The following is a 13,662-nucleotide window of genomic DNA, read 5'->3' as shown; positions in this document are numbered from 1 at the left end:
TCTCTTTTAACGCGTTGGCTTTGCTGCGCATACTGGAAGTGCCGGGAGGGCTTAATTGGAGCGCGCGGTGTGACAAACAAAACCGAGGAGCTGATAGTTCATTATTATTCATTGTATACCTGCACGTGTGCCCACGACTGTCATCAAGTGCCCCTTACTTCGGTGCACTTGCAGTTTGATGACAACTTGACGTGCAGGCCAATACTCTTTCAGTCGTTATTGATACTTGCCGCTGGATGAATCCAATCCTTTCTGCACACACCATGAAAGCGGCAGGGTCAGTAACAACAGCGCCGCCAGGCTCACCACCGCGACAGGAATGCCGGTCACGTCCCCCAACCCGCCAAACAGCACCGGCGCCAACGCCCCGCCGCCAATGGTGCCGGTGTAGAACAATGCAAAGGCGTGGTCGCGCCTGCCCTCCCCGGCCAGGTCCGGCACCGCGCCATACAGCACCGACGAGGTTCCATTGAGGGCCAACCCCAGCAGCGGCAACACCGCCATCAGCCACAGGTACGGCAAGAACAGGGCAAGGATGATCAGGGTTGCCGTGGTGAACTCCGTCAACCACACGGTTTTCATCATGCCAAAGCGTGCGCCCAGGTAACCGCACAACAACTTCCCGAATGCCCCGCCGACGAACAACATCGTCAGGGCCAGGCCAATACCGGCGGTGCCGGCGCCCTTGGCCTGGAGCAGGAACGGCAGGAACGTCAGAAAGCCCATGCGCACCGCGCTGTCCAGGGTGCCGGTCAGGATCATGGCCCGCAGCCCGCCGGCCGAGCCCTTGCCGCTGACGGGCTTGGCCATCTTGGCTTGCACGCTGCTCGTGGTCGACGGAATCATCCACCACAGCCACCCCGCTACCACTGCGGCCAGCACGCCCACCCACATCACGCTGGCGCGCCAGCTGATCACCGTCAGCAAGAGCCCGACAAGCCCGGGCACGAGGGTTTTGCCGATGTCACCCGCGAAGTTGTACTGTGACAGCGCCTGCTTTACCCCGCCACCGGGCTCATAGGCATCGGTGATCAGCGAGGACGCCAAGGGATGTTGGGTGCTGGCGCCCAAACCGCCCATCACCAGCGCCAACAGCAAAACGCCCAGGCCCCCGGCATACCCCGCTACCAGGTAGGCCAACGCCGCCAGCAGCGTTCCCCCCACCAGCAGACGCTTGCGCCCCCAGCGCCTGGCCGCGCGGCTGGCGAGCAACTGAAACCCGGCCATCATGGCCGCATAGGCACCCCGCAGCAGCCCGATCTGGGCATAGCTCATGGCGAATTGCGCCTGCCACACGGGCAGCAGCACGTAGATCACGTCCGTCAGCCCGTCGTGGATGGCATGGGCGCCGCAACCGGCAAACAGGGCGCGGCGGCGCTTGGCCGCGCCCTCGACGATGACTGCAGGCGCGGGCGACGGGTGGATGAGCTCATTCATGGTGTCGGGCCAGGCACTGGGCACAATCGCGCATCACCGCAGCCTTGCGCTGCAAGTATTCGCCGAAGATTTCCTGCGCGGCAGACTTGACCACCGCCACGTCCATGACCTCGACGAACTCCTCCACGGCCGCTACCGCATGAGCGAAGTGATTGCTCTCGGTGCCACCGGTATGCACGGTCACCCAGGCCACGGTGCTCCTGACCTTTTCGGCAGGCACGCCCATGTCGCGCTCGAACCACTGTTTGAACAACGGGTGAATGAACTCTACTTCGCCATGGGTGTAGACCTCGTGAACCAGGGTCGTCAACAGCCCCTGCAACAGGTCGCGGTCACGCAGGCGTCGCGCATCCGTCCAGTCCTTGAAGGCCTGCGCCGAAGGCAGGCAGTTTCCTTTCAGCAGCCATTGATCGTCACCACAGAGCGGTGTCGCCATGTTGTAGAAGAGGTCGGAATGCAGGATGTTGCCCAGCGCGCCGAGGTCCTCGTCGGTGATCCGTTGCAGGTTGCTGCACACCTGGTACAGCCGCTGCGCCGCCGCACCGTTCTGTTCGGAGCGCGCCAGCAAGGTAATCCGGTTGGCCAGGCCCGAGACGCTGGCAGCGGAGTTGTTGGTCTTTGACCAGCTGGCGAAGAACTTGCGCAACTGCTGGGCGCCGTGGCGGCGTGCCGTGAGTGCGTGGAATGCACCTTCGATGTCCACCAGTGCCGCCTCATGACTGCTAAACGCATCCACCAACGCCTGCTTCAGAACACCGGCGTGCATCAGTTGCAGCACCGGTTCCACCACATTCAACAACTGGCTTTGCTGGGTCAGCGGGTTGCTCACGGTCATCTCACTTTTTCCTTGTTGGATGATGAATCAAGCGTATTCAGGGACGCGATGGCAGCGATGGCCGGCAGAGGGCGCCCCGGCAGCGGGGCAGGCTTCCAGCTGGTCCAGGCGACGAGTAGCGACAACAGCTGGAAGACAACGATCAGCGCGACGCACCCGGGCCACCCCCAGTGGTCCCAAAGGGCGCCGGGCACCCAGGCGCCAAAGCTGCCGCCCAGGTAATAACTGGTCAGGTAAAGCCCCACGGCACTGGCTTTGTTGTGCCGTGCATGGCTGGTGGTGAAGGCATTGGCCGCGGCCTGGGCAAGGAACACCCCGGTGGAGCTGAGCGCAAGACCCAGTACGATCAGCCACAACGCCGGCGACAGGGTCAGGACCGAGCCGGTGACGCCCAGCCAGGCGGCTACCTTCACCAGTTCCCCCGGCGGCCGTGCCTTGCTCAAGCGCCCGGCGATGGGGATCACCACCAGCGCCAGCAGGAACACGGCGTAAATCGCCCCGAGTGCGCCCGAGCCCAGGGAAAACGGCGCCAGGCTCAAGTGCAAGCCGGCATAGGTAAAGGTCGCCACCTGCGCAAACAGCACACAGAAGCCCACCGCGTAGGCGGCCAGCAACGGCCTGCTCCACAACTCGCCCGCCGTGGCCGCACGACCGACCGAGGCCTGCACGGGCGCCCCGGGGTTACGCGGCAACAGCAACATGATCGCCGCCCCCATGACCAGACTCAAACCGGCCAGTAATGTCAGCGCAAGGCGCCAGTCCGCATACTCGGTCACCAGGCCGGTCAAGAAACGGCTACAAAAACCGCCCAGGACCGTGCCGGCGACATACACGCTGGTTGCCTCGGTCACGGCGCCGCCGCTCCAGCGCACGCCGATATAGGCAACGCTGGTGGCAAACACGACGGGAATGAGCATACCCTGCACAGATCGCCAGAGCAGGAATTCGCTGAAACCGCCCGCCCACGCGGCCAGCACAGCGGGCAGCGCCAACAGCATCGCGGCCACGGCGATGACCCGGTGTTGCGCCGCACCTGCGGTCAACCGGCCCACAAAGGGCGCGGTGATAGCCACGGCCAGTGTGGTGACGGTGATGCTCCAGCCGGCTTGCCTGGCAGAGACATCGAAGGCCCCGGCCAACTCGTTGAGCAGCCCCTGGGTGGCATAAAGGTTGAGAAAAGCTGCGCACCCACCCAAAAACAAGGCAACACGAGGGTTCATAAGAATATTCGTAATATTTTCAAACAATTTTATAAGATAGGCCGGCTAAAGGATCCAATACCTATTTCTGACCGATTGATACCCAAGGATGAACATGATCGACCTGCGCCGGCTGCGCTACTTCCTGACTGTCAGCGACGAGTTGCACTTTGGCCGTGCAGCGTCGCGCCTGCACATCGCCCAGCCACCGTTGACACGACAGATCTCGGCATTGGAAGCGGAACTGGGTTTTCGCCTGTTCGACCGCAGCACCCGCAACGTCACACTCACCTCCGAAGGCCGCCACTTTCTGCCCTACGCCCGTGCCGTACTGGAGCAAGTCGATCTGACCGCAGCCATCACCGGCAAGCTGGCGGCAGGGTCCGCGGGCCATCTGGCGGTAGGCTATGCCAGCTCCATTGCCCTCTCGGACATTTTCAGCCAGACCATCCAGGCATTCTGCACCTCGTATCCGGACGTCCAGTTGAGCGTGGAAGAAGGCGCCTCCAGCACCCAATGGGCACACATCATCGAGGGCCGCCTGGACATCGGCATGAGCCGCATGCAGCCACCCGGTGATGACACCGACGTTCAGGCCATCTGTCTGGACAACGAGCCACTGGTGGCGGCCATCGCCAGTGACAGTCCCCTCGCCCGGCAGGAGCAGGTGACGCTGGCCGAGCTCAGCGTCTATCCCTTGATCGCGTTCCCCGCGGACTATGGTTCCGGGCTGAATGAAATCGTGGAGACGCTCTATCGCCGCCATGCGCTGACTCGCCGCCCGGCGCCCACAGGCAAGCAGATCACCTCGATCATCGCCTTGGTCGCTGCGGGCCGTGGCGTCGCCGTCGTGCCCCAGTGCACCCAGACATTGGCCAAGCGGGGCGTGACCTATCGGCCCCTGGCAGAGCCTGAGGCCACTGCGCCCTTGCTGGTGCTGACGCGCAAACGAGAGCGCAGCCCGCTGGTCGGGGCTTTTGTCGACGTGATCAAACAAACGATCGGAATGGAATAATTTCGCACATCTTCATCGGCCAGGGGCTCGGGAGCCGCTTCAGCGGGGAACGCTACCTGGAAGGCACGGGCTGATCTCCAGCGCGACATCGCCACCACCGCCCCCTGCCAGTTGTCCACGAATACAAAAGTATCGATCCTAGATCACTAGAAGTTATCCATCGCGTTACACATCGACAGTTTCCCATCAGGCTTCGGTTCGACAGCCACCCATCGACCACCGTTTGCTGGAAGTTCATCCAACTGGAACGAACAGTCTTCCGATATGGACGCCTGCACCCTGTAGTCCACCCCAGGCCGGGGCACGAAGGTCATGGTCTTGAAACATTGGCGGGCGTATTGCAGTCGCCCCAGGTAATGAAACGCGATCGGCTTGTTCGCCGGTACTAGCAGTTCCGACGATACCGCACCCGCCCACGAATAAATCGGCCCTGGCATGCCCAGGTTTTCGCCATTGTGATCGGGGAAACCGGATTTCGCCGAGGCCATCACACCCGCGCCCGGGGCATTCCAGTCCAGGCAATCGCGCCCGGGCACCGCGCGCACCAGGCCGTCTGTAACCACCCGAACACGGGCGGTCTCGCCTGCCTGCGGGGGGGTGTAGGAAGTGGAGAGAGAACGCACGTTCGCCACTTGGCCACACCCCGTAAGCAGCACCAGTAGCACTGCAGGGATAACACGCAAAACCATCATCAGCAAATCAACTCGCAGGTGAAGTAAGGACCGGTTACGGCTGGCGGCAGTTCTGATTGACCGACAACTGCGGCGCTGGCTCGAAGCTCACTCGCTGCAAGCCATCGGCGCCCTGGAAGATGAAATATTTGGTGCGGCAATCCTTGAACATCGGCGAGTAACCTTCAGCCCGGAACCCTTCGCCCTCGACCTGTTTGGTCACGGTATTGTTGCGGCTCACCACGGCGAGCACCTGGGCATAGGTATCGCCCATCTTCACCCCGGGCTCGCCGGTAATAGTCGCTGACGAGGCGCAACCGCCCAACCCTACGGCTGCCAAAACCAGCGCGCGCCCATACAGTCCATTGCGTGTGTTATTCATTCCCTGTTTCCTTTTCATGATGAGTTATCGGCGGTCTTCACAAATCGGTGATTCGCCAATACGGCCTTGCTTGCACAGGTCCAGGTTATCTTTGCGGGTGAAGCCCGAATCCTTCATGCAGTAGAACCGCTTAAGTGCCTGGTCAATCGGCGTCTTGTCCCCCGTACCCGCCAGGTTGGTATAGCCGCAAGCACGCATGCCACTCTTGACGTCCTCCACCGAGGCGCCATTCTTTTGCCACTTGGTGAACTCCGGAGGCGGTGGTTGAAAGGGGGTAAACGTACAGCCGGTGAGTAACAGAGCGCAGGCACTCAACAGCAGATTACCCTTGAGTATGGCGCTCTTCCTCATGGTTTGACTCTGACAAAGTGTGGCATGCCATCGGGCGAGTCACTCCAAAAAGGCTTGCACGTGTCACCGCCATGGCCGTAGCAATTGTGAACGGTATTCTCGCCACCCAGCACCTTCAGCCACTCCCAAACGCGATTGCTGCCGTCCGGGATCGTGCCACCCGTACCAGGGTTATTCCCCACCGGAAACCGACCCACGGGGTCGAAGGCATGAATCTGGTATTGCAACGCCATCGCTTCGCGCTGTGCCTCGAAGCTGAAACTGCCTCGATCTTGTAATACACCTAGCAGCTTGTCGGCCTTTTCAACCCCATAGGCGGCACCGAAGAAGTTCATGGAGGTGCCACTCAAAATGCCGATGTTAGACGAGTCACGCATGAACGACTCCATGGCATTGCCGCTAGTCATCGTGCCCCGGCTGTGACCATCGATATGCAGCCCGCTCTGGCCGAACTGGGCCATGTAGTCTTTGGTTTGCAGCGTGGCATTGGACAGCCCCCAGAAATCATTTTCGAACGATTTCTGATACGCCGCGATCATCAGTTCGGAGGTGAAGTTGTTGGCTTTCTCGAAGTGGATCAAATACTGCGGCCCGGCATCGGCAGTGCTGTGTTGTTCGGCGTATTTGGCTGCACCATTGGCGTCGTTGAAAATACCGTTGTTGGCAATGTGTACCTTGCCATCTGGCCCAGCCTTGAGGTGTTGTTTTTCTTCGTCACTCAACTCGCGATATTGAACCTTACCGTTGTCATTGATCAACGCCTTGCCATCCGGGTCCTTTTCGATCTCATACACCTTGGCCTTTTCAATAAAAATCTTGCGATAAGCTTCATCGGCCAGCAACGCGATCTGGCGATACAACTCACGCTTGATCTCCTGCTCGGCTTCAACCTTACGCCCCATTTTCGCCACATCCAGGCGCTCCACGGCGACATGGGCGGTCTCGGTATTGCGGTTCAGACGGGCAATGGCCTCGTCGACGGTCATGTCGTTGGCCCGCCGCTGACGTTCGGCATTGGTGATGACCAACGTGCCGGCGCTGACCGCGCTGCGGGTGTCGCTGGATTGGGAGCCGGACTCCGACGCATTGTTGAGGCTGTTGGCGAGCAGCGCCTTGGCGGTGCCCAGTTTGCCGTCGAGCATGTCCGAACTCAGGTCAACCCCCGAGGTCTTGGCGCTGGCTTCGGACACGTTGTGGATATCGGCTACGGTCAGGGTGCCGGTCGTCAGGCTGTTCTTGCCGTCGGCGATGGCCTTGTCGGAACTGGCAATCAGGCCCCCCTTGAGGTCGGTATTGCCCTTGACGGTGATGTCAAAGCCACCATCGCCGGCGCGGACGCCTGACTGCTCGATCACACTGGCGAAATTGGACTTCTGTTGGGTGTTGCTGGAACTGAAACTGGCGCTGGAGGCGCCGGCACATACCGGCGGGATACAAATGCTGATGCCAGCACTCAGGCTTTTCTGCTTGGAAGCAAAGGTACTGGTGTCCTGTAGGCTCTCGATATTCAAGTCACCACCGACGTCAGCCTTGACCTTGTCGCCTGACACCACAGCGCCGCGAAGGGCAGTGTCCTTGCCGGAAATCAGGCTTACCTGGTTGCCGGCAGTGAGATGAGTATTGCTCCAGACTAGGTCGTTACCATCGGCGTTGCCCCGGCTCTGGGAGGCTGCAGCGTTGAAACTCAGGCCGTTTTTCTCACCACCGAAGGAAATCCCGATGCCGATGCTGGCATTGGTGCTTTTGTTGGTGCTGTGCTGCTCCATGGTGTTTTGCGCACCCACCAGCAGGATATTGCCATCGGCTTTCAACAACGCATCGTTACCCGCCGTGATCTGGCTGCCCTGCACAGTCAGGTCGTTGTTACGGGTGCCACCGCTGGACACAATCGAGACATCATGCCCTGCCGCGACCGTCGAACCGGCCGCGGTGCTGCCGGTCTGTTCACTTTTACTCTGACTCTGACTTGCGCCCAGGGAAATGCTCAGGTTGATCCCTCCCATTGCCGCCGGGTCAGCCATCACCTGGGTATAGGCATCGCTGGCGGCGAACGCGGTGCTCAACGCGGCAAGAGCCTTCATGCGTTTGTCGTCGGTACGCGCTGAGGCTTTCTTCATGCGCTGACCGGTCTGTACCGCACTCACCACCGGATTGGTCAGGGTCAGGCTGACGCCCGACTGCTTGAAGCGCTGTTCCTGTAGCTGCGAACTGAGGTTGCGAGCTTCCAGGATATTGACCTCGGACGCTTCGATCGACACATCGCCCTTGGGCGAAGTGACGTTGCTGCCGATCTGACGGTACTCGCCACCCGCACTGACCAGTACATTACCGTCCGTTGCCCCGATATTACTGGCGGCGGCTGTACTTTGGCGGCTGCGGTCGTCATTGGTCTGTTGCTGGGAGCCCACGGTGACTGCAATTGCGCCGCCGCTGAACAGGCCGCTGGTTTTCACATCCTTGGTGTGTTGTTCGCTCAGGTGCTCGGTGGCGGCCTGCACCTTGATGTCATTGCCGGCCACCAGCACCGTGCCCGACGTAGACACCACATTGCTGCCTGTAACTGCGATGTTGTTCCCAGCCTGCATCACCGTTTGCTCGCCACTGAATGTCGAGCCCTGCGCGATGGTCTGGCTGACCGTATCGCGGGTGGTGGTGGTCTTGCTGGATAACAGGCCGTTGCTGCCCTTGACCTTGTGCGCCTCATCGGCGCTGTTGAAGCGCTCGCTGGCTTCTACGTTGATATCTCGCACTGCGCTGGCTGCCACCGCACCAGCCGCACTGCTGACTTCGGCACCACGCGCATGCAGGTCACGACCTGCGCCCAAGCGAATATCCCCGGCCGCCTGCAACGAGCTGCCGACTTCATTGCGCCCGGCTTCCTTGCGCCAATTGTTACCACTCCACTGATTGGCCTGGGTGTAGGACTCGCCGACAGTGCCCAAGGTCATGTCGTTACCCGCCACCAGCGCGGTCTTGCCGCCAACGCCGGTGTTGCTCACTTGAGCGGCTTGCAGGTTGATATCGTGGCCGGCGGTGGCAATCAGGCTGGCCGCCGGTGCCGACACGTACAGCCCCGCTACCCGCGACAAGGCGGTACGGGTGCCTTGATCGCTCTGGCTGTCAGTGGTGATCGAGCGCATATTCAGGTCATTGCCGACACTGAGGGCCAACCGGCTGTTGGCGCTGATGAGGCCGCCGATGTTGTTCAGATCCTGGCTGGCACTGAGCGCCACGTCGTTGCCTTGAATCTGGCCACCGAGGTTGTCGAGGTTCTGCACGCTGATGTTCACGCCATCGTGCCCTGAAAGGCTACCGGTGTTGACCAAATCCCCGCGCACGTCCAGGTTCAACCTGCGCCCGGCCATCAGAGCGCCGGCGCCATCAAGATCACCCTCCCGGACTCGCACGTAGACCTGCGGCACCAGTACCCGGCGTACTTCGCCACTGGCCAGGGTCATGTCCTTGGCGACCAGCCAGACGATGTCACTGGTCAACTGCGCCATTTGCTCGGCGGTCAGCGCCACGCCCGGAATCAGCTTCCACTTATCGGCCAGAGTGACAGCACTGTCGATCATCCCACGATACTGTTCTTCGTCACTGGCGTAGCCGTCGACAAAACGCCGCCCAGTGAGTTGCACCACTTGCTCGCGTATCAGCTTCTGCTCATAGAAACCGTCCCCCACACGCTGCTGGGTGAGCGCCGGGTCCAGGTTCAGGCGCTGCAGCATGTAGTCCGACGACAGCCACTGACGGTAATTGGTAAATCGCGGATCAGTTTCTACCAGATAGCCGACGGTGCTGTTGGCATTGGTGTGGAACAGACTGCTGTTGGGCAGGTCGGGGGTGAAGCCGCCGGTGCGAATCTGCTCCACCACGCCTGCGGTATTCTGTTGGGTCAGCGCTTGCACCTGACTGATCGGGCTGACGACATAGCTTCTTCCGGCACTGGCGAGATCCCCGGTACCTGCGGCTTTATCCGTCACCTTGGCCAACACCAACGCGCCGACCTGCGTACTGCGGCCATTGATGGCCGTATACTCGGTAAACACCGTAGGGGTCAGGGAAATCTGCTGAATCAATGGTGCCGGTGTATAGGCCGTGGTGTTACGGCCTTGGCGGTCACGCCCCTTGCGTTGAATGCGGTAGAAATTGGTCAGGGTGCCATTGTCGGTGGTGACCCGCTCGCCCGTCACCTCGGTGTTGACCACAGTGCCCACACTGGCCGTCAGGGCCTGACCGGCGACAATCCGGCTCTTGTCATTGAGCACGTGATCGGCGGTCAAGTTGATATTGCCGCCAGCAAGCATTTGCCCAGGATCAGAACTGACGATCCGGGTTTCGGTAACCTCGCGCGTGTAGTCATAGCGGTTCCACCGATCCCGGATTCCCTCCGGGGTCACCAGGTGCTCGACTTCATCGTTGTAAGTCGACACTTGCGATGGGGTGTAGCGATTGGTTGACCCTGACAGCTGGAACTCCTGCAATACGTCACGGGAGAGCACTGACCGTTCAGTGGCAAAGTGTTCGTTGGTATTGCGAATGATCTTCGCATTCACGCTCAGGCTGCCCAACGCCTCAACGGTGGCGCTGGTGTTGTTCAGCGCCTGCGCCTGGCCGGTGGCCTGATCGTTAGCCTCAAGCAGCGCGCCGATGGCCATGTCGCCAGCACTGAAGATCAAACCATGCTCGCGGTTGTTGATGGACTGACTGGCGATATCGAGCCGGTTACGCGCCGCGATGGTGGCGGCCGTTGCACCTTCGAGGGTGTTATTGAGAGTGTCGGCAGCGATGGTCAGGTGATCACCGTAGATACGCCCGGCACCCAGATTGTTCAGGGCCGCGGTGCTGAGGCGGGTGGCCGCGCCGTCGATCAGGCCGCGGTTGTCGAACTGCTGGCTGGCCGTCGCTCGCACCTGCTGGCCGATCAGGCTGCCGCCGGCGGTGTTATCAATGTCTGTCGCGTTCACCCGCAGCAGACTGCCAGCCTGCAAGATGCCCTGATTGGTTAGGCGGCCGCTGGTGTCCATCGACAGACCACCGTTGGCCTGGATCAGTCCGGTGTTGATGAAATCCCCCGCCAGCCGGAACGACAGGTCGCCCAGACTGAGCACCTTGCCGTTCCCGCTGTAGTGGGCACTGTCGAGAACCAGCGACTGGCCGGCAATCAGCTTACCCGCGTCGTTGCGTATGGCCTGGGTTTTACGCGACAGATTGCGATCGGCCACCTTCAGCAAGCCACCGGCGGAAACAATCCCCTGTTGGTTGTCGACGGTGCCGCTGCCTTTCAAGCCCAGCGCGTGATCGGCAACGATCAAACCGCCACGATTGTCGATCGAGTCGGCCTCGATATTCACCGAGTTGCCCTTGATGCCTTGGTTGGCACCTTGGGTCGTACGGTTGTCGACGCTGGCCGCGCTCAGCGCCAGTTGGCCATCGGCGCGCAACAGGCCGGCCTGGTTGCTCAACTGTTGTACGTCGACTTGCAAGGTGCCTGCGCTGCCGATAAAGCCCTGGTCGTTAAGCAATCGGCCGGCGCGAACACTGACGTCACGCTGGCCGAGGATGCCAGCGTTGGTGCCTGAATCGCGGTTGCTCAGCCACTGCCCGTGCGTGTCCAGCCGCAGAGTCGACTTGGCCTGCACGATGCCGCCGTCGTTGTTCAGGGCGCCGCTGTCGAGCGTCAGCGTATCGCTGGCGTTGAGTGTGCCGAGGCCGTTATCCAGTTGCTGGCCCAGGGTGTCGATTCGCAGTTGCGCGGCGGTCACCGCGCCCCCCGTATTGTTCAAGCCCCGTGCGTTCAGGGTCAATGCCTTAGCAGCCTCAAGGTGGCCGCCACGGTTGTCGAGTATCTCATCGTCACTGTTGAGGATCAGGTCGCCGGATACCGAACCGAGGGTGCCGCCCTGGTTCAGGAGGCTGGCGGCCTTGACCGTCAGCGTTTGAGTGGCCGCGACGGTGCCCTTGGCGTTGTTCAATTGCCGGGCGTTGACGTCCAGCGCACCGCCTGCGGTGATCTGCCCGCTACGGTTATCGAGGGTGCCGCCGCTGAGGGACAACTGAGCGGCGGTCACCAGCCTGCCGTTCTGATTATCCAGTTGCTGGCGCGCCGTGACATACAGGTCACCGAGACCGCCGGACTGCATCAGGCCACCCTGGTTGCCAAGGGTGTCGGCGCTCACATAGAGGCCGCCACCGCTGGCGAAGATGCCACCGCTATTGTCCAGATTACGGGTGACAGTGACGCGCATGCCAGCGCTGCTGGTCTGCACCCATTTGCCGCCGACGTTGGACAGGTCCAGCGCGGTGCTGGTCATTTGTGCCGCGCCCAACTGCGCGGCATCGCTGAGCAGTGCCTGATTGGCATGCAGGGTCAGGGCCTGGCCTGCGGTGAGGTGGCTGCGGCGCAGGTCCAGTTTCCCGACGGTACTTTTCAACTCGACGGTGTCGGCGGAGGTCTGGCTGTCACTGAGGTCGACTTGCGTGGCGGTGGCGCTCAAGGTTTGCGCCGCAAGGTTCTGTCCCTTGGCCGTCAGGGTGCCGGCCGATGTCAGCGTCAGCGAGCCGGCGCTGCCCAACTTGCCGGTGCTGTCGACGCCGGCGGCCAGTGCAGAACCTGCATGACTGCGAATCGCCGAATTCGCGCCCTTGGCCGTGAGGCGGGTATCGCCTTGGGCGGACACAATGCCTCGGTTGTCGATATCACCGGAGGTGTTCAGCTCCAGCTTGCCTTGGGCGAAAAGCGTGCCGTTGTTGTCGATGCCCTTGTCAGCCTGGACCGTCAGCTGAGTGGCACTGCTGATCTGCCCGTGGTTCTCAATGCGCCCATCGGCACTGATAACCACCTCTCCGACACTGGAACCAATCTGCCCGGCATTGCGGACGCCGATGCCGGCACCGTTGCCCACCAGGGTGATCTTGCCGGCATACATGCCGCCCAACTGCGCCACATCGATGGCCACAACGGGGGCGTCTGTCCGACTCCGATCGGTAGCACCGGCCTTGATGCTCAAGTCTTTCGACCAGATGCCCGCGTTGACTTCGACCGTGCGGGCAATGATCTCGGTGTAGTCGGCCTGGCTCGCGTCCATGCCCGCACCACCGATGCTGACCTTGCCCCCCGAAACCTGATAGCCCGTGATCTGACCATTCTCGAACTGGGCGCGTCCGGTGGTCAGCGTCGCCCGATCAGCGTTGATAAAGCCGCAGCCTTCACAGGCAATGCCGGACGGATTGGCAATCACCACCTGGGCCTTGGAACCCGCCACTTCGACGAACCCGCGCAGCTGGCTGGGGTTGCTTGAATTGACCTCGTTGAGAATCACCCGTGCGCTGCCGTTTGCCAACGCACGGTTGCCTTCGACCCAGCCGCCCAGTTGGGTCTGGCTGTTGGTCACGCCGTTGTTGAGAATAACACCGCGCTTGTCGACATCGAATTGCTGATAGGTATTACGCGACACACCCGCCCCGCTGGGAGTGGTGATGTCCACCACCGGCGCACCGTTGCCGGCGGCGCCGATGGTCGGGCGCTGGCCCGCCGGGGCCGAGCCATCAGCCACCACTTGGGCATGCGCCGGCATGACCAGCGCTACCCAGCCCATGCCGACCATCAATGCAAACCGCAGCGGTGTAAACGTCGCCACGGCAGTGCTGACCAGGGTGAAGGCGCTCGTGGTACCAGGTGCCTTGCAGGCACTCCTCACATTTTCTGCCACCACCATCAGAAGGCCGCGGGCCTTGTTGAAAACAATTCGGTACAGATGCTTATTCATGCA

At 61.5% G+C, this 13,662-nt stretch carries 8 protein-coding genes; 1 reads left to right on the top strand and 7 read right to left on the bottom strand.

Annotated elements, in window-relative coordinates:
• Positions 1–216: 216 nt before the first annotated feature.
• Genes UCMB321_RS10695 through UCMB321_RS10685 form a run of 3 tightly spaced genes read right to left on the bottom strand, consistent with a single transcriptional unit; the run spans position 217 to position 3,492 of the window.
• Positions 217–1,437, bottom strand: a complete 1,221-nt coding sequence (locus UCMB321_RS10695; RefSeq protein ID WP_040066268.1) for an MFS transporter — start codon at positions 1,435–1,437, stop codon at positions 217–219.
• Positions 1,430–2,272: a hypothetical protein gene (locus tag UCMB321_RS10690; protein WP_040066266.1), complete on the bottom strand. Its 843-nt coding sequence runs from the start codon at positions 2,270–2,272 to the stop codon at positions 1,430–1,432. Before UCMB321_RS10690 ends, UCMB321_RS10695 begins: the two co-directional genes overlap by 8 nt.
• The gene (locus tag UCMB321_RS10685) at positions 2,269–3,492 is read right to left on the bottom strand and encodes an MFS transporter (RefSeq protein ID WP_040066263.1); all 1,224 of its coding nucleotides are present in this window, start codon (positions 3,490–3,492) and stop codon (positions 2,269–2,271) included. Before UCMB321_RS10685 ends, UCMB321_RS10690 begins: the two co-directional genes overlap by 4 nt.
• 94 nt (positions 3,493–3,586) lie before the next feature.
• Here UCMB321_RS10685 and UCMB321_RS10680 point away from each other — a divergent pair, with 94 nt between their 5' ends.
• Positions 3,587–4,486, top strand: a complete 900-nt coding sequence (locus tag UCMB321_RS10680; RefSeq protein WP_040066359.1) for a LysR family transcriptional regulator — start codon at positions 3,587–3,589, stop codon at positions 4,484–4,486.
• Positions 4,487–4,632: 146 nt separating this feature from the next.
• On the opposite strand, the gene UCMB321_RS10675 is transcribed toward UCMB321_RS10680, so the two are convergent.
• Genes UCMB321_RS10675 through UCMB321_RS10660 form a run of 4 tightly spaced genes read right to left on the bottom strand, consistent with a single transcriptional unit; the run spans position 4,633 to position 13,659 of the window.
• The gene (locus tag UCMB321_RS10675) at positions 4,633–5,178 is read right to left on the bottom strand and encodes a hypothetical protein (RefSeq protein WP_084614907.1); all 546 of its coding nucleotides are present in this window, start codon (positions 5,176–5,178) and stop codon (positions 4,633–4,635) included.
• A 34-nt stretch (positions 5,179–5,212) separates the two neighbouring features.
• The gene (locus UCMB321_RS10670) at positions 5,213–5,539 is read right to left on the bottom strand and encodes a hypothetical protein (RefSeq protein WP_040066261.1); all 327 of its coding nucleotides are present in this window, start codon (positions 5,537–5,539) and stop codon (positions 5,213–5,215) included.
• A gap of 24 nt (positions 5,540–5,563) precedes the next feature.
• Positions 5,564–5,890 carry a hypothetical protein gene (locus tag UCMB321_RS10665; RefSeq protein ID WP_040066259.1) on the bottom strand — a complete coding sequence of 109 codons (327 nt, stop codon included), beginning with the start codon at positions 5,888–5,890 and terminating at the stop codon, positions 5,564–5,566.
• Positions 5,887–13,659 (bottom strand): hemagglutinin repeat-containing protein, encoded by a 7,773-nt coding sequence (locus UCMB321_RS10660; RefSeq protein WP_040066257.1) that lies wholly within the window; start codon positions 13,657–13,659, stop codon positions 5,887–5,889. The genes UCMB321_RS10665 and UCMB321_RS10660 overlap by 4 nt, the downstream gene beginning before the upstream one ends.
• Positions 13,660–13,662: the final 3 nt, after the last annotated feature.

The organism is Pseudomonas batumici (genome assembly GCF_000820515.1).
GTDB lineage: Bacteria > Pseudomonadota > Gammaproteobacteria > Pseudomonadales > Pseudomonadaceae > Aquipseudomonas > Aquipseudomonas batumici.
Note: the sequence above shows the minus strand (reverse complement) of the source record. Positions and strands in the feature narration are given on the sequence as shown.